The organism is Pseudomonas fluorescens, assembly GCF_902497785.1.
In the GTDB taxonomy this organism is placed as follows: Bacteria; Pseudomonadota; Gammaproteobacteria; order Pseudomonadales; family Pseudomonadaceae; genus Aquipseudomonas; species Aquipseudomonas fluorescens_BO.
In genome coordinates, this window is record NZ_CABVHK010000002.1 from 409,291 (window position 1) to 424,887 (window position 15,597).

A 15,597-nucleotide genomic window follows, 5' to 3' on the forward strand; every position below is an offset into this window, starting at 1 on the left:
TGCAATTACCGGCGAATCACGCCACCCTGCGCGCCGCTGACAGGCGCCGCGCAACCTTTGACGCGTCTAGCCACTCCTTTATTCAACAACCCGTTCACGAGCCCGCTGTCATGACGTTTGCACGCGATCACCGAATCGACTTTTTTCGAGGCCTGGCGCTGATCTTCATCTTTTGGGATCACGTGCCGCACAACCCCCTCGGTCAAATCACCCCACGCAACTTCGGTTTCAGCGATGCAGCGGAAATTTTCGTGTTTCTCGCCGGTTACGCGGCCGTGCTGGCCTACGGCAAAATCCTCCAGCGGGACGGTTACCTGATTGCCTGCGTGAAAATCCTGCGCCGCGCGTGGGTGCTCTACGTGGTGCATATTTTCCTGCTGGCGATGCTGATGGGCATTGTGTTCTTCGCCAACAGTCACGTGGAAACGCGGGATCTGGTGGAGGAAATGGGCATGCATCATTTCATTACCAACCCGCAGCAAGCCTTGGTGGATGAACTGCTGCTGCGCTTCAAACCGAATCTCATGGACCCGCTGCCGCTGTACATCGTGTTGCTGGCCGGCTTGCCGCTGGTGCTGCCGTTACTGATGCGCAAGGCCTTGGCGGTGGTGGCGGTGTCGTTGACGGTGTATCTGCTGGCGCCGTGGTTTGGCTGGAACCTGGCGGCGATCAAGGACGGCGTTTGGTATTTCAACCCGGTCGTCTGGCAACTGCTGTTTGTACTCGGCGGCGCGGCGGCGATTCATGGACAGCGGCCTCGGTTGCCTGATACGCGTCCTTTGTGGCGGCGGCCGTTGTTTGTCAGTGCGTTGGCGTATGTGGTGGTGACCGGTGTCATTACTGTTTCGTGGCGCTGGCCGCAAATTCACGATGCGGCGATGCCGGGCTGGCTGAGTAATCTGATCTATCCGATCAGCAAGACTGACCTGTCGCCGGTGCGGTTGCTGCACTTTCTGGCGTTGGCGTATGTCACGGCGAAACTGTTGCCGGATACGGGCTGGACGCAACATTGGCTGGCACGGCAAAGCTGTCGCATGGGTCGGTATTCGCTGGAGATTTTTTGTCTTGGTGTGTTGTTGGCGCCTTTGGCGGACATGCTCAATGCGTTGACCGACGATGCGTTTGCGATGCAGGTGTTTACTGCGCTGGTGGGGGCTGGGTTGATGGTGGTGCTGGGGGTTTGGCTGGATTTCAACAAGCGCCTGAGTCGGGTGCCCCTTGTGGTAGCTGCGTAAGGCGTTCTTGCTTCTGGGTACATATCCGTTTTTGCGGTTATGGCGATTATTGGTTTCGCCCTTACGGCGAGTCACTTTTGAAAAGCGCAAAAGTAACCCAAACGCTCTTGCCCCACCACTTGGCACCTCGCTTGGGCTCGGTGTGCCCTCACTCCGGCATTGCTCCGCGGGTCGCCGCGAAGGGCCATCCCTGGCCCAGCGCGGCTAAACCGGCATCCTTGCCGGTTACCCCGCTGCGCAATGCCTGCGTTCGGCCAGCGCGGTTTAACGGGGCGCCTGAGATCAAAAGCAAAATCAAAACCGAGGCGGCCTGAGAGCCGACCTGACGCTGAGTTCGATCAGGCCATCGAGGCTGCACACCAATGCCATGCGCAACAACAATCCTTGTGGGAGCGAGCTTGCTCGCGATGACGTTGTGTCAGCCAACATCATTGTTGAATATGAGCCCGCCTTCGCGAGCAAGCTCGATCCCACAGTTTTGAGTTTGTGGGACGGGAAACGGACATGTCCCCCATCCCCAACCCGTCAATCGCGCAAATCCGACTCATGAATCGGCTGATCCCGATGCGTTGCTCGCTGATACTGCGCGGGCCAGATTGCCTTGCGCCCGCCCAGATCATCGTCCGCATGCAACGGCCAGTACGGATCACGCAACAACTCACGCGCGAGAAAGATGATATCGGCCTGACACGTGCGCAAAATATGCTCAGCCTGCGCCGGCTCGGTAATCATGCCCACGGTGCCTGTCGCAATGCCCGACTCCTTGCGCACACGTTCAGCAAACCGGGTCTGGTAACCGGGGCCCGTAGGGATCTCGGCGTTGGCCGCCGTGCCCCCTGAAGAAACGTCAATCAGGTCCACGCCCAGCCCCTTGAGGCGTCGCGCCAGTTCAACGGTTTCATCCGGATTCCAGCCGTCCTCGACCCAATCGGTCGCCGAGACCCGCACAAACAATGGCAACTCCTCAGGCCACACCGCACGCACCGCTTCGGTCACTTGCAACACCAACCGGATCCGGTTTTCAAACGAGCCGCCATATTGATCCCGCCGCTGATTGCTCAACGGCGACAGAAACTGGTGCAACAGATAACCGTGCGCGGCGTGGACTTCAACCACTTTGAAACCCGCGGTCAGTGCCCGTTTTGCCGCATCGACAAACGCCTGAATGACCTCGGCGATCTCGCGCTCATCGAGTTGTTTCGGTTGGGTGTGTTGCGGGTCGAATGCGATCGGCGAGGGACCGATGGGCGTCCAGCCGCCGTCGTCAGGTTTGACGCTGCCGTGCTTGCCGATCCATGGGCGGTGGGTGCTGGCCTTGCGCCCGGCGTGGGCCAACTGGATGCCCGCCACGGCGCCCTGAGCGGCAATGAAGCGCGTGATGCGTTGCAGTGGTTCGATCTGTTCGTCATTCCACAGGCCGAGGTCTTCGGCGGTGATGCGTCCATCGGCAGTGACCGCCGTGGCTTCGGTGAAAATCAGGCCGGCACCGCCGACAGCACGGCTGCCGAGGTGGACCAGGTGCCAGTCATTGGCCAGGCCATCGACGCTGGAGTACTGGCACATCGGTGACACGGCGATGCGGTTGAGCAGGGTCAATTGACGAAGGGTATAGGGTTCAAGCAGCAGACTCATGGGGCACCTCTCGAATCAGTGGGCAGGCTCCAGGGTTCTGTTTGAAAGTCGACGAGTGACAGGAAATAGAGGTGAAGCACCCGCCCCCGCGGGCAAAAAATTGACAAGACGTCACAAGGCCAATCAAGCAGTGCTTAGAGCCTAGTCGACAATGGGGGTCAGTGGGCGGTTCAAGAAAAGATCGCAGCCTTCGGCAGCTCCTACAAATATGCCGACCCCTGTAGGAGCTGCCGAAGGCTGCGATCTTTTAAACCATTATCGCGGTTCGATGTGGGCAATCATCAGCTGCACGGTCTCGTTCCCGCGAAACTCATTGAGGTCGAGTTTGTAAGCCAACTCCACCCATTTGATCGTCGGGTTAGGCCAGATATCGCGGTCAACCCCAAACGCGATGCCATCGAGTTTCACCGAGCCACATTCGCTTCTCAGCACCACTTTGAGGTGCCGTTCGCCGACGACGCGCTGCTCCACCAACTGGAACACCCCGTGAAACAGCGGCTCCGGAAAGTGCTGCCCCCAAGGCCCTGCATGCCGCAGGGCGCGCGCCAGTTCAAGGTGAAACTCTTCGACCGCCAGCGTCCCGTCCGACAGCAGACGGCCGGTCAGGTCTTCTTCGCGCAATTGCCTACGCACTTCGGCGTCAAAGGCTTCGGCGAACAATGGAAAATTCGCTTCCGGCAAGGTCAAACCGGCCGCCATGGCGTGGCCGCCGTATTTGCTGATCAGATTTGGGTGCTGCGCCGCCACCACGCTCAAGGCGTCGCGAATATGGAAGCCCTGCACCGAACGGCCCGAGCCCTTGAGCAGGCCATCGCCGGCGTCGGCAAAGGCAATCGTCGGACGGAAATAGCGCTCTTTCATCCGCGAGGCGAGGATGCCGATCACGCCTTGGTGCCACTCGGGATCGAACAGGCACAGACCGAACGGCATCGACTCCACCGGCAAGTCCTTGAGCTGGGCCAGCGCCTCGCGTTGCATGCCCTGCTCAATGGATTTGCGGTCCTGGTTCATGCTGTCGAGCTGGACCGCCATTTCCCGCGCCCTATTGGCGTCTTCGGTGAGCAGGCATTCGATGCCCAGGCTCATGTCATCCAGGCGCCCCGCTGCGTTCAGGCGCGGACCGACGATAAACCCCAGATCAGTGGAGGTGATGCGCGCGTGCTCACGCTTGGCCACTTCGAGGATCGCCTTGATCCCGGGCCGCGCGCGCCCGGCGCGAATCCGTTCCAGGCCCTGGTGCACCAAAATCCGGTTGTTGGCGTCCAGCGGCACCACGTCGGCAACGCTGCCCAACGCCACCAGATCCAGCAACTCGCCGATATTTGGCTGCGGCTTGCTCTCGTACCAGCCGAGGCTGCGCAAACGCGCGCGCAGGGCCATCAGCACATAGAAAATCACCCCGACCCCGGCCAGTGCCTTGCTCGGAAACCCGCAGCCCGGTTGGTTCGGATTGACGATGGCATCGGCCAACGGCAGTTCATCACCCGGCAAGTGGTGATCGGTGACCAACACCTGAAGACCGGCCTTTTTCGCCGCGGCCACGCCTTCGACGCTAGAGATGCCGTTGTCCACGGTGATCAGCAGCTGGGGCGTGCGGGTCAACGCGACTTCGACGATTTCCGGGGTCAGGCCGTAGCCATATTCGAAACGGTTCGGCACCAGATAATCGACGTGCGCCGCGCCCAGCAGGCGCAACCCCAACACGCCAACGGTACTGGCTGTCGCACCATCCGCGTCGAAGTCGCCGACGATCAGAATCCGCTGACGCTGCTCGAGCGCGGTCACCAGCAAATCCACTGCCGCATCAATGCCCTTGAGCTGCTGGAACGGAATCAGCCGCGCCAGGCTTTTATCCAGTTCAACCTCGGACTGCACGCCGCGGGCCGCGTATAGACGCGTCAACAGCGGCGGCAGATCACCGAGGAATGGCAGGGTGTCGGGCAACAGGCGAGGTTCGATGCGCATGGGGTGACAGGTACTTCTCTTGAATACGTAGGATAAAACCGGATGGCGCGGCGAAAATCAGCCGCGTTCGCCGCTCAGCCACTGCAACTGGACTTCATGCTGACCACGGTCGTCGGTGACGAAAATCGTCCCTTCGCTGATCATCACATCCCACTTGATAACGCGGGGCATGTCTTTGGCCAGGGTTTCGAGGATGTCCTGAGGCACCGCTGCGATGTGCACGTTTTTCAGGTTTTTGATCGCCGGGATCACTTTGGTTTCCCAGACCCGCAGGCTGCCGTAAGCCAGCAGGCTGGTGCGCTCGGTGCGTCGCGAGCACCAGGTCAGGCGATCGGCGTCGGGTTGACCGACTTCGATCCAGTGCAGGACGCGGTCGTCCAGGCTCTTTTCCCACAGGGCGGGTTCGTCCACGTCTGACAGACCACGGCCAAACGACAGTTGCTCGTTGTACCAGAAGGCGTAGGCCAGCAGTCGCACGGTCATGCGCTCTTCGGTTTCCGAGGGGTGACGGGCGATGGTCTGCTTCACCGTCTCGTAAACGCTGCGGTCGAGGTCGGTGAGGTTCAGTTCAAACTTGTAGGTCGTGGACGGCTGGGCCATGAACGGGCTTCTTGATACGTGGAAAGGCGGCAAGTCTAACCGATGCGGCAGGCAATCAAACAATTGGCGACCATCAACCGTGAGCGACAGACACCGGGCTGTGCTAAAACGCTCTATCAGCCCAGCCTTTGTCCTACAGGATCCAGCATGCCGTTCTCCGCCAAACCCCTCTCAGGTCTGAAAGTCATCGAATTGGGCACGTTGATCGCCGGCCCGTTCGCCTCGCGCATCTGCGGCGAATTTGGCGCCGAAGTGATCAAGATCGAATCCCCCGACGGCGGCGATCCGCTGCGCAAATGGCGCAAATTGTACGAAGGCACCTCGCTGTGGTGGTTCGTGCAGGCGCGTAACAAGAAGTCCCTGACCCTGAACCTGAAACACCCGGACGGCCTGGCAATCCTGAAAAAGCTGCTCGGTGAAGCCGATATCCTGATTGAAAACTTTCGCCCCGGCGTCCTCGAAAAGCTCGGCCTCGGCTGGGACGTCCTGCACGCCCTGAACCCGAAACTGGTGATGGTGCGTCTGTCGGGTTTCGGCCAGACCGGGCCGATGAAGGATCAGCCAGGCTTCGGCGCCGTCGGTGAGTCCATGGGCGGCCTGCGCTACATCACCGGCTTCGAGGACCGTCCGCCGGTGCGCACCGGGATTTCCATCGGCGATTCGATTGCCGCGCTCTGGGGCGTGATCGGCGCACTGATGGCCCTGCGTCATCGCGAGGTCAACGGCGGTCTCGGTCAAGTGGTGGATGTGGCGCTGTACGAAGCGATCTTCGCCATGATGGAAAGCATGGTCCCGGAGTTCGACGTGTTCGGCTTCATCCGTGAGCGCACCGGCAATATCATGCCGGGCATCACGCCCTCCTCGATCCACACCAGCGCCGACGGCAAACATGTGCAGATCGGCGCCAATGGCGATGCGATTTTCAAACGTTTCATGCTGATCATCGGTCGCGAAGACCTGGCCAACGATCCGGTACTGGCCAGCAACGACGGACGCGACAGCCGGCGCGACGAGCTCTACGGGGTGATCGATCGCTGGGTCAACTCTTTGCCGCTGGACACTCTCATCGAGCAACTGAATCAGGCCGAGGTGCCGGCCAGCCAGATCTTCAGTGCCGAAGACATGTTCAGTGATCCGCAGTACCTGGCGCGGGAAATGTTTCTGAAAGCGAAGCTGCCAGACGGCAAAGATTTCAAGATGCCGGGAATCGTGCCGAAACTCTCAGAGACACCCGGCACCTCAGAGTGGGTCGGGCCGCAGTTGGGCGAACACAATGCGCAGGTACTTAACGATCTTGGTTATGACAAACAACAGATCGCACAGCTGCGTGAAGACGGCGCCATTTAAGCTCAAGCGCCTGCTTTCAACAGCACTCCAGCACTCCCGCGTCTGGCGGGCGGCGGCGGCTTTTGTGTTATTGGCCGGGCCGACATCGACGGCTTGGGCACAACCCAAGGAAACCCTGATCTGGTTGCTGCGCGATTTGCCGCCCACGATGATTCTTGAAGGGCCGAAAAAAGGTCAGGGGATCATCGATCACCTGTTGCCGCGACTGATCGCCGGCATGCCGCAATACCACCACACACTGATGCGCGTGAACCGGGCTCGCGCCTTGCAAATGCTCCACGAAGAGTCGTTCACGTGCGATCCCTCGATGCTGCGGACCAAGGAACGCGAACAGTGGATTTCATTTTCTGTCCCGGCGTTCCGCGCTGTCGCCAATGGCCTTGTTGTCCGGCAGGAGGATCGACCGGTGCTGGAACCCTTCGTGATTGACGGAGAAGTCGACCTGGCCGCTCTGCTGAAAAGCGGCAGGAACAAAGTCGGCGTGGTCGCCGAGCGCAGTTACGGCGAAGTGGTCGACGCCCTCCTGCGCCAGGCACCGGAAAGCGCCCTGACGCCTCATTACGGCAACGATGCGCTTGGCAGCCTGCTGCAGATGCAGCGCCTGGGACGTTTGCAGGTGGTCTTGGGTTATTGGCCGGAAATCCGCTATCAGGCCGGTCAAAAACTGATCACGGACGACCAGCTGGAGTTCTATCCGGTCAGGGGCACCGGCAAATACCTGTCCGGGCACATCGGCTGCTCCAAAACGCCTCAGGGCCGGCAAGCGATCAGCGAGATCAACCAGCTATTGCGCACACTGCCCCGCGAAGACCTGGATTCGCTGTACGCAGACTGGCTGGATCCAGCGCGCCGCAGCGACTACCTGAAGGAAGCCAAGGGGTTTTTTCAGCGTCAGGCCGGGCAGTGACAAATCGCGGACAAAAAGAAACCCCGAGAAGTGGGGAGACGACTCGGGGTTAAACGTGGCCTACATAAAGACCAGTAACAGCACGACGACAAGCACCGGAGCACAATGCTTGATCCTGCTGTTACATGCTCTGACCGACCTTGGCCGAGGAAGGTTCCCACAAAAACAAATTCAATTACGGCCGGCCAGAACCTTGTCCAGTGCAGCATTGCGCAACGCCGCGATAACGCAGGGTTCCAGGCGTCCTTCGGCAATCATCAAGTCGCGGTGCAAGCCGTCGACCACATCCGTCAACAAGCGCTTGTCGCTCAACTGCGCCTGATTGAATTCGCGCTCGACCACGATTGCTCCGGTCGAGCTCTTCAGTGTCACCAGGCATTCGCCATGGGCGCCTGATGGGGACAACGTCACTTGATACGGGCTCAGAGCCTCACCGAGCAATAGACTGATACTTTCCATCTCGATCACCACTCAATAGTCCGAAAACGAAGTGCCTGGGGCGTGTTCACTCTAAGTGACCACTGGCCCGGGAAGAAAGTTCTGGATTCTGGCTGGATGCGCATCGGCGCGTCAGGTTGGTAGAGGATGCATGTCACAGATGACAGGTGTGTGTCGCGATGGCGGACTCGCATTCAGCATCGATGTCGACTGACACGACCTCTTCGCGGGCAAGCCCGCTCCCACAGGGAATCATTGCAAATGCAGAGTATGTGCGCGGTCAAACCAGCGAAGCGCGCCCGCTTGATGCCACGGTCGGCCCGCAGGCCGCCGCGGTTCTGATTTTGATCTGAGGCGCCCCGTAAAACCACGCTGGCCGAACGCAGGTATTGCGCAGCGGGGAAACCGGCAAAGTCCGTTACAGCGGCTTCCCACGATTCCCATGCTGACCAACAAAAGCCTGAACCGCCTTGAGGTCGTTCGGCAATACGGTACAGCGCTCATCCCGCTCAAACAGATCAGCCAGATGCACAGGCAATTCGAGCGCCTTGCCAACACCCGCCTTTAACACCGCATCCGGGAATTTTACCGGGTGCGCAGTGCCAAGGATCACCATCGGAATATCCAGACTACGCCGGCATTCACGAGCAGCCTTCACGCCGATTGCCGTGTGCGGGTCCAGCAACTCACCCGTCTGTTCGTAAACCTCAGCAATGGTTTCGCACGTCTGCGCATCATCTACAGCCAGCGAATCGAACAGCTTGCGCGCTTCAGTCCAGCGTTCCTGTTCAACGCTGAAACCACCGCCCTGCTTGAACGAATCCATCAAACCGGCAATCGCCGCGCCGTTACGACCGTGCAGGTCGAACAGCAAACGCTCGAAGTTCGACGACACCATGATGTCCATCGACGGCGACAACGTGGCGTGCAGGGTTTCCTTGACGTACTGATTGCCGCTCATGAAGCGGTGCAGGATGTCATTGCGGTTGGTCGCGACGATCAACTGGTTGATCGGCAGGCCCATGTTGCGCGCCAGGTAACCGGCGAAGATGTCGCCGAAGTTGCCGGTCGGCACCGAGAACGACACCGAACGCGCCGGGCCGCCCAACTGCAGGGAGGCGTGGAAGTAGTAGACGATCTGGGCCATGATCCGCGCCCAGTTGATCGAGTTCACCGCCACCAGACGCGTGCCTTTGAGGAAGCTCTGGTCAGCGAAGCTCGCCTTGACCATTTCCTGGCAGTCATCGAAATTGCCTTCGATGGCGATGTTGTGAATGTTCTCGCCGAAGATCGTGGTCATCTGCCGACGCTGCACTTCAGACACGCGGTTGTGCGGGTGCAGGATGAAGATGTCGACGTTTTCGCAATGCTTGCAGCCTTCGATGGCGGCCGAACCGGTGTCACCGGAAGTGGCGCCGACGATCACCACGCGTTCACCGCGTTTTTCCAGCACGTAGTCGAGCAAGCGACCGAGCAGTTGCAGGGCAAAGTCCTTGAACGCCAGGGTCGGGCCGTGGAACAGCTCCAGCACCCATTCGTTGCCGTTCAGTTGACGCAACGGCGCCACGGCGCTGTGCGAGAACACGCCGTAGGTTTCTTCGAGGATCTTTTTGAAATCGGCATCAGGAATGCTGCCGGCGACGAACGGGCGCATGACGCGGAACGCCAGCTCGTGATACGGCAGGCCCGCCCAGGAAGCGATTTCTTCCTGGGTGAAACGTGGCAGGACTTCCGGGACGTACAGACCGCCGTCAGTGGCCAGACCTGCCAGCAGGACGTCTTCGAAATTCAGGGCCGGTGCCTGGCCGCGGGTACTGATATAACGCATGACTGACTCCAATGGACAGTGTTCGCAAAGCCGGGCCCGCGCACGGGCCCGGTGAACGATAACGGCTTAGTTCAGGTGCTCGACACGGATCCGGACAACCGGACCGACCACGCCTGCCAAGGCTTCGAGGGCGGCGATCGCGTCGTTCATGTGCTGTTCCAGCACACGATGAGTCAACAGGATCATCGGCACCAGACCGTCATGCTCTTCGACTTCTTTCTGCATGATCGATTCGATGTTGATGCCGCGTTCCGACAGGATGCTCGCGACCTGAGCCAGCACGCCCGGATGATCCTTGGCCTGAATGCGCAGGTAGTAGGCGCTTTCACAGGCTTCGATCGGCAGGATCGGATGCGCCGACAGCGAATCCGGCTGGAAGGCCAGGTGCGGCACGCGGTTTTCCGGGTCGGAGGTCATGGCGCGAACCACGTCCACCAGGTCGGCGATCACCGACGAAGCGGTCGGCTCCATACCGGCGCCGGCGCCGTAGAACAGGGTCGAACCGGCGGCGTCACCGTTGACCATCACCGCGTTCATCACGCCGTTGACGTTGGCGATCAGGCGATCGGCCGGGATCAGCGTCGGGTGCACGCGCAGTTCGATACCGGCCGCAGTGCTGCGCGCCACGCCCAGGTGCTTGATGCGGTAGCCCAGCGCTTCGGCGTAATTCACGTCAGCGGTGGTCAGCTTGGTGATGCCTTCGGTGTAAGCCTTGTCGAATTGCAGCGGAATGCCGAATGCGATGGACGCCAGGATCGTCAGCTTGTGAGCGGCGTCGATGCCTTCAACGTCGAAGGTCGGATCGGCTTCGGCGTAACCCAGAGCCTGAGCCTCGGCCAGCACGTCTTCGAAGGTGCGACCCTTTTCGCGCATCTCGGTGAGAATGAAGTTGCCGGTGCCATTGATGATGCCGGCAACCCAATTGATGCGGTTGGCGGACAAGCCTTCACGGATCGCCTTGATCACCGGAATGCCACCGGCCACGGCCGCTTCGAAAGCGACAATCACGCCTTTCTCGCGAGCCTTGGCGAAAATTTCATTACCGTGAACGGCGATAAGCGCCTTGTTCGCGGTGACCACATGCTTGCCATTCTCGATGGCCTTGAGTACCAGCTCGCGGGCAACGGTGTAGCCGCCCACCAACTCTATAACGATGTCGATCTCAGGGTTCGTGGCCACTTCGAAGACATCGTTGGTAATCGCAATACCGGTCGTTTGGAACTGAGGCTTTGGCGTGCGCGTGGCAATTTGTGCCACTTCGATTCCACGCCCGGCACGACGAGCAATTTCCTCGGCGTTGCGCTGAAGTACGTTGAAGGTTCCGCCACCGACGGTCCCTAACCCACAGATGCCTACTTTGACCGGTTTCACTGTGAACTCCCCATAAAACGGCCGACTCAAGGCCGGCCGTAAAAACAGCCGCATGCTCGCGGCTCTCTATTAATGGCCCGGCCAATGCTGCTGCCGGACCATGATTGTCAAAGGCTGGCCATGACGATGCGAATTTACTTCGCGCCCAGCGCCAGTTTGGCGACTTGTGGCGCAGGCTGGTAGCCCGGAATGACCTGACCGTCAGCCAAAACGATGGCCGGTGTACCGTTCACGCCAATCGACTGACCGAGGGCGAACTGCTTGGAAACAGGGTTTTCGCATTTGGCGGCCTTGATTTCCTTCCCGTCGACCATTTTGTCCATGGCGGCTTTCTTGTCTTTCGAGCACCACACCGCTTGCAGCTGTTCGTCACCCGGCGAGCCCAGGCCCTGGCGCGGGAACGCCACGTAACGCACTTCGATGCCGCGCTTGTTCAGCTCAGGCACTTCGGCGTGCAGTTTGTGGCAGTACGGGCAGGTGGTGTCGGTAAATACGGTGATGTGCGATTTGGTTTCGCCGATGGCCGGGTAGACCACGGTGTCCGCGACTGGAATCGCGTTGACCAGCTTGGACACGCCCAGGCGTTCGGTCTTCTCGGTCAGGTTGACCGGCTTTCCGTCCTTGAGCTGGAACATGTAGCCCTGAACCACGTATTGGCCGTCGGCGCTGGCGTAGAGCACGCGGCTGCCCTGGAGTTTGACTTCATACAGACCCGGCAGCGGACTGGCAGAGATGCTTTCTACCGGTACTTCAAGCTGGAGGTTTTCCAGGCTTTTACGGATGGCTTTGTCGGCCGCGTCATCGGCGACGGCAAAGGTGCTGACCAACGCAATGGCTGCGGCGGCGAAAATCTGGGTCAGACGCATGAGAACTCCTGAAGACGGACAAATGGGACGATCAGAACGCCCGTGCCGAAACACCGGGTCATAACCGCCCATCGTGCAAACCGGCAAAGCCTATCACATAAGGGCTGTGTGGCCGAATGCGGCTGTCGCAAGACTCCGCACTGCTACCTGACACCCATTATTGTGGTGAGGGGATTTATCCCCGTTGGGCTGCGCAGCAGCCCCAAAATCTGCCACCCGGTTTAATTAACTACACCGCGAATACCGATTTACGACTGCTGCGCAGCCGAACGGGGATAAATCCCCTCGCCACAGGTAAGCATTTCAGTTTCAGGAACTGTGTTCAGCCGCGCGGGTGGTGTTTGGCGTGCAGGTCTTGCAAGCGTGCCCGGGCGACGTGGGTGTAGATCTGGGTGGTCGACAGATCGCTGTGACCGAGCAGCATTTGCACCACGCGCAAGTCGGCGCCGTGGTTGAGCAAATGCGTCGCGAAGGCATGGCGCAGGGTGTGCGGCGACAGCGACTTGCCGATCCCGGCGACCTTGGCCTGATGCTTGATGCGGTGCCAGAACGTCTGGCGGGTCATCTGTTCGCCGCGCAGGCTGGGAAACAGCACGTCACTCGGACGCCCGCCAAGCAACTCGCCGCGAGCATCGCGCATGTAGCGCTCGACCCAGACGATCGCCTCCTCGCCCATCGGCACCAGCCGCTCCTTGCTGCCCTTGCCCATCACCCGCAGCACGCCCTGACGCAGATTGACCTGTTCCAGGGTCAGGCTGATCAGCTCCGTCACCCGCAAGCCGCAGGCGTAAAGCACTTCGAGCATGGCGCGATCGCGCTGGCCGATGGCTTCGCTCAGGTCCGGCGCTTTCAGCAGCGCCTCCACGTCAGCTTCCGACAAGGATTTGGGCAGCGGCCTGCCGAGCTGAGGCATATCGACGCGCAACGTCGGGTCGACTGCGATCAACTTTTCCCGCAGCAGATAACGATAGAAGCCACGCACACCGGAGAGAAATCGCGCGGTGGAACGGGGTTTGTAGTTCTGCTCCAGGCGCCAGGCCAGGTGATCGAGGATCAACTCACGACCGGCGTTGATCAGTTCCAGGCCTTTTTCCTGCAACCAGCCATTGAATAGCGCCAGGTCGCTGCGATAGGCGTCGCGGGTGTTATCAGACAGACCTTTCTCCAGCCACAACGCGTCGAGGAACTGGTCTATCAGAGGATGATCGATGGCAGGCATAAAGGCTCAGGCAAGACCGGCAGTACGGTCAGGGAAGATAAATCGCAGGCAACAAAAAAGCAGCCCGTAGGCTGCTTTTTTCTGCATCGGAAGCTGGACTTAAGCCAGTTTTTCCTTGATGCGAGCTGCTTTACCAGACAGGTCACGCAGGTAGTACAGCTTGGCTTTACGTACGTCACCGCGACGTTTAACGGCCATGCTGTCGATTTGCGGGCTGTAGGTCTGGAAAGTACGCTCTACGCCAACACCGTTGGAGATTTTACGAACGGTGAAAGCACTGTTTACGCCGCGGTTACGCTTGGCGATAACAACACCTTCGAACGCTTGCAGACGCGAACGGTCGCCTTCCTTCACTTTCACCTGAACGACAATGGTGTCGCCCGGGGCAAAGGTAGGGATTTCTTTGGTCATCTGCTCTGCTTCGAGTGCAAGGATGATTTTGTTAGTCATGCTGTGCTCCTAAGGTAAATCAACGGACTTACCATCGATACGTTGTTAACTATCGTCCCGCTCGCGGATGTATTCCTCGAGCAGCTTCTTCTCTTCTCCAGAAAGCGAGCGGCTTTCCAGAAGATCGGCGCGTCGTTCAAAGGTCCTACCAAGGGACTGCTGTAAACGCCAACGCCGGATATGCGCGTGATTGCCACTTAGCAACACGTCGGGAACACGCTGATCCGCATACACCTCAGGTCGGGTGTAGTGCGGGCAATCCAGCAAACCATCCGTAAAGGAATCTTCCTCGGCGGAGTCCGCATGCCCTAAAGCTCCAGGCAGCAGTCGTGTAACCGCATCGATCAGGACCATCGCCGGCAGCTCGCCGCCAGACAGTACATAGTCGCCAATCGACCACTCTTCATCGACATGAGCATCAATAAAACGCTCGTCAATGCCTTCATAGCGGCCGGCAATCAGGATCAATGCATCCAGATTCGCCAACTCGCGCACCGCCGACTGATTCAGCTGACGGCCTTGGGGGGACAGGTAAATCACCTTCGCCGCCTCCCCGGCTGCTGCCTTGGCCTGAACCAGAGCATCTTCCAGGGGCTTGATCTTCATCACCATGCCCGGACCACCGCCAAATGGGCGATCATCCACAGTGTGATGTCGATCCGTCGTGTAGTCTCGCGGGTTCCAACAGGTAAGCTGCAACAGCCCCTGTTTCACCGCCCGACTGGTGATGCCGTACTCGCTGATGGCGGAGAACATCTCGGGAAACAAACTGATCACTTCTACGCGCAAGTTAGCCACGCTTAGAAATCCGCATCCCATTCCACCTTCATCTCGCCTGCGGCAAGGTCGACGGCCAACACGCATTGCTCGGTATAGGGCAACAGGCGTTCGCGATCATCCAGGCTGCCAGCGCAAGGCTTGACCACCATTACATCATTGGCGCCGGTTTCCAGAAGATGATCGATTTTCCCGAGCAATTGCCCGAGTTGATCAATAACCTTCAGACCTTCCAGCTGGTACCAGTAGTACTCGCCGTCGGTCAATTCAGGGAACAGGTTGCGCGGCACGCAGATCTCATAACCGGCCAGAAGACGCGCTTCTTCACGATCATCGAGACCCTTGAGCTTCGCGACCAGGAACTTGTCGTTCCCACGTCCGCTGACCAGCTCGACCTGTTTCACATTGCCTTCGCGCTTGAGCGTCCAGGTTTTGTACTGCAACAGGTTTTCAGTCGGATCAGTAAAGGAATACACCTTCACTTCGCCGCGAACGCCATGAACAGAATAAATCTTGCCGATAACGATCAAATCATCAGCAACCGCTGGCGTCGCGTTCATATTGCTCAGGCCGCAGCCTTAGACGCGTCCTTCAACAACTGAGCAACACGCTCAGAAGGTTGTGCACCAACGCTCAGCCAGTAGGCTACGCGCTCTTGGTTCACGGACAGACGGACTTCTTGACCACGAGCAACAGGGTTGAAGAAACCAACCTGTTCCTTGTGCGAACCGTCGCGCGGGTTGCGGCTGTCGGTTACGGTCAAGTGGTAAAACGGGCGCTTTTTGGAGCCGCCAAGGGCAAGACGGATTGTTAGCATGTGAACATCGTTCCTGTAGTCGGTGCTGCAAATCTAAAGGCACAGCGGGCATAGGTGCCCGAAAGGCCGCATATTCTAAGGAATATCCGGACTTTTGCAAATGTCTTTTTCCGGCGGCCTATCGGACGCCATCCAGATTTGCTAT

Annotated in this window: 15 protein-coding genes; 3 read left to right on the forward strand and 12 right to left on the reverse strand. The window is 59.3% G+C overall.

Going from position 1 to position 15,597, the window contains the following annotated elements; all coding sequences use genetic code 11:
• Positions 1 to 110: 110 nt before the first annotated feature.
• The gene (locus F8N62_RS04745) at positions 111 to 1,235 is read left to right on the forward strand and encodes an OpgC family protein (protein WP_150709866.1); all 1,125 of its coding nucleotides are present in this window, start codon (positions 111 to 113) and stop codon (positions 1,233 to 1,235) included.
• A gap of 525 nt (positions 1,236 to 1,760) precedes the next feature.
• Here the strand turns inward: F8N62_RS04745 and F8N62_RS04750 are convergent.
• The 3 genes from F8N62_RS04750 to F8N62_RS04760 form a co-directional block, all read right to left on the reverse strand.
• On the reverse strand, positions 1,761 to 2,867 hold the full coding sequence (locus F8N62_RS04750) for an NADH:flavin oxidoreductase/NADH oxidase (RefSeq protein ID WP_150709867.1): 1,107 nt from the start codon (positions 2,865 to 2,867) through the stop codon (positions 1,761 to 1,763).
• Between the two features lie 255 nt (positions 2,868 to 3,122).
• Positions 3,123 to 4,832: a single-stranded-DNA-specific exonuclease RecJ gene (gene recJ, locus F8N62_RS04755; RefSeq protein ID WP_150709868.1), complete on the reverse strand. Its 1,710-nt coding sequence runs from the start codon at positions 4,830 to 4,832 to the stop codon at positions 3,123 to 3,125.
• A gap of 57 nt (positions 4,833 to 4,889) precedes the next feature.
• Positions 4,890 to 5,432 (reverse strand): YaeQ family protein, encoded by a 543-nt coding sequence (locus tag F8N62_RS04760; RefSeq protein WP_150709869.1) that lies wholly within the window; start codon positions 5,430 to 5,432, stop codon positions 4,890 to 4,892.
• A 147-nt stretch (positions 5,433 to 5,579) separates the two neighbouring features.
• Between F8N62_RS04760 and F8N62_RS04765 the strand changes: the two genes are divergently transcribed.
• Both F8N62_RS04765 and F8N62_RS04770 read left to right on the forward strand, forming a co-directional pair.
• Entirely contained in the window at positions 5,580 to 6,779 is a 1,200-nt protein-coding gene (locus F8N62_RS04765; protein ID WP_150709870.1) for a CaiB/BaiF CoA transferase family protein, read from the forward strand.
• Entirely contained in the window at positions 6,760 to 7,686 is a 927-nt protein-coding gene (locus F8N62_RS04770) for a TIGR02285 family protein (protein ID WP_150709911.1), read from the forward strand. The genes F8N62_RS04765 and F8N62_RS04770 overlap by 20 nt, the downstream gene beginning before the upstream one ends.
• A gap of 171 nt (positions 7,687 to 7,857) precedes the next feature.
• Here the strand turns inward: F8N62_RS04770 and F8N62_RS04775 are convergent, their stop codons facing one another.
• The 9 genes from F8N62_RS04775 to rpsP all read right to left on the reverse strand — a co-directional run bounded on the left by F8N62_RS04775 (position 7,858) and on the right by rpsP (position 15,452).
• Positions 7,858 to 8,145 (reverse strand): DUF3509 domain-containing protein, encoded by a 288-nt coding sequence (locus F8N62_RS04775; RefSeq protein WP_150709871.1) that lies wholly within the window; start codon positions 8,143 to 8,145, stop codon positions 7,858 to 7,860.
• A 397-nt stretch (positions 8,146 to 8,542) separates the two neighbouring features.
• Positions 8,543 to 9,952 (reverse strand): threonine synthase, encoded by a 1,410-nt coding sequence (gene thrC / locus F8N62_RS04785; protein WP_150709872.1) that lies wholly within the window; start codon positions 9,950 to 9,952, stop codon positions 8,543 to 8,545.
• 66 nt (positions 9,953 to 10,018) lie between these two features.
• Complete coding sequence (locus tag F8N62_RS04790) at positions 10,019 to 11,323, reverse strand: homoserine dehydrogenase (protein ID WP_150709873.1); 1,305 nt, start codon at positions 11,321 to 11,323, stop codon at positions 10,019 to 10,021.
• A 134-nt stretch (positions 11,324 to 11,457) separates the two neighbouring features.
• Complete coding sequence (gene dsbC / locus F8N62_RS04795; protein ID WP_150709874.1) at positions 11,458 to 12,189, reverse strand: bifunctional protein-disulfide isomerase/oxidoreductase DsbC; 732 nt, start codon at positions 12,187 to 12,189, stop codon at positions 11,458 to 11,460.
• Between the two features lie 322 nt (positions 12,190 to 12,511).
• Positions 12,512 to 13,408: a site-specific tyrosine recombinase XerD gene (gene xerD / locus F8N62_RS04800; RefSeq protein WP_063342599.1), complete on the reverse strand. Its 897-nt coding sequence runs from the start codon at positions 13,406 to 13,408 to the stop codon at positions 12,512 to 12,514.
• Positions 13,409 to 13,507: 99 nt separating this feature from the next.
• Positions 13,508 to 13,858: a 50S ribosomal protein L19 gene (gene rplS / locus F8N62_RS04805; protein WP_003175895.1), complete on the reverse strand. Its 351-nt coding sequence runs from the start codon at positions 13,856 to 13,858 to the stop codon at positions 13,508 to 13,510.
• Between the two features lie 45 nt (positions 13,859 to 13,903).
• The gene (gene trmD, locus F8N62_RS04810) at positions 13,904 to 14,677 is read right to left on the reverse strand and encodes a tRNA (guanosine(37)-N1)-methyltransferase TrmD (RefSeq protein WP_191632341.1); all 774 of its coding nucleotides are present in this window, start codon (positions 14,675 to 14,677) and stop codon (positions 13,904 to 13,906) included.
• Positions 14,659 to 15,195 (reverse strand): ribosome maturation factor RimM, encoded by a 537-nt coding sequence (gene rimM, locus F8N62_RS04815; RefSeq protein WP_008014731.1) that lies wholly within the window; start codon positions 15,193 to 15,195, stop codon positions 14,659 to 14,661. Before rimM ends, trmD begins: the two co-directional genes overlap by 19 nt.
• A gap of 5 nt (positions 15,196 to 15,200) precedes the next feature.
• Entirely contained in the window at positions 15,201 to 15,452 is a 252-nt protein-coding gene (gene rpsP / locus F8N62_RS04820; RefSeq protein ID WP_010463010.1) for a 30S ribosomal protein S16, read from the reverse strand.
• Between the last annotated feature and the right edge of the window lie 145 nt (positions 15,453 to 15,597).

Coding starts and splice junctions, on each gene's coding strand:
- F8N62_RS04745 (WP_150709866.1), top strand. CDS start 111: ATGACGTTTGCACGCGATCACCGAATCGACTTTTTTCGAGGCCTGGCG.
- F8N62_RS04750 (WP_150709867.1), bottom strand. CDS start 2,867: ATGAGTCTGCTGCTTGAACCCTATACCCTTCGTCAATTGACCCTGCTC.
- recJ (WP_150709868.1), bottom strand. CDS start 4,832: ATGCGCATCGAACCTCGCCTGTTGCCCGACACCCTGCCATTCCTCGGT.
- F8N62_RS04760 (WP_150709869.1), bottom strand. CDS start 5,432: ATGGCCCAGCCGTCCACGACCTACAAGTTTGAACTGAACCTCACCGAC.
- F8N62_RS04765 (WP_150709870.1), top strand. CDS start 5,580: ATGCCGTTCTCCGCCAAACCCCTCTCAGGTCTGAAAGTCATCGAATTG.
- F8N62_RS04775 (WP_150709871.1), bottom strand. CDS start 8,145: ATGGAAAGTATCAGTCTATTGCTCGGTGAGGCTCTGAGCCCGTATCAA.
- thrC (WP_150709872.1), bottom strand. CDS start 9,952: ATGCGTTATATCAGTACCCGCGGCCAGGCACCGGCCCTGAATTTCGAA.
- dsbC (WP_150709874.1), bottom strand. CDS start 12,189: ATGCGTCTGACCCAGATTTTCGCCGCCGCAGCCATTGCGTTGGTCAGC.
- xerD (WP_063342599.1), bottom strand. CDS start 13,408: ATGCCTGCCATCGATCATCCTCTGATAGACCAGTTCCTCGACGCGTTG.
- rplS (WP_003175895.1), bottom strand. CDS start 13,858: ATGACTAACAAAATCATCCTTGCACTCGAAGCAGAGCAGATGACCAAA.
- trmD (WP_191632341.1), bottom strand. CDS start 14,677: ATGGGATGCGGATTTCTAAGCGTGGCTAACTTGCGCGTAGAAGTGATC.
- rimM (WP_008014731.1), bottom strand. CDS start 15,195: ATGAACGCGACGCCAGCGGTTGCTGATGATTTGATCGTTATCGGCAAG.
- rpsP (WP_010463010.1), bottom strand. CDS start 15,452: ATGCTAACAATCCGTCTTGCCCTTGGCGGCTCCAAAAAGCGCCCGTTT.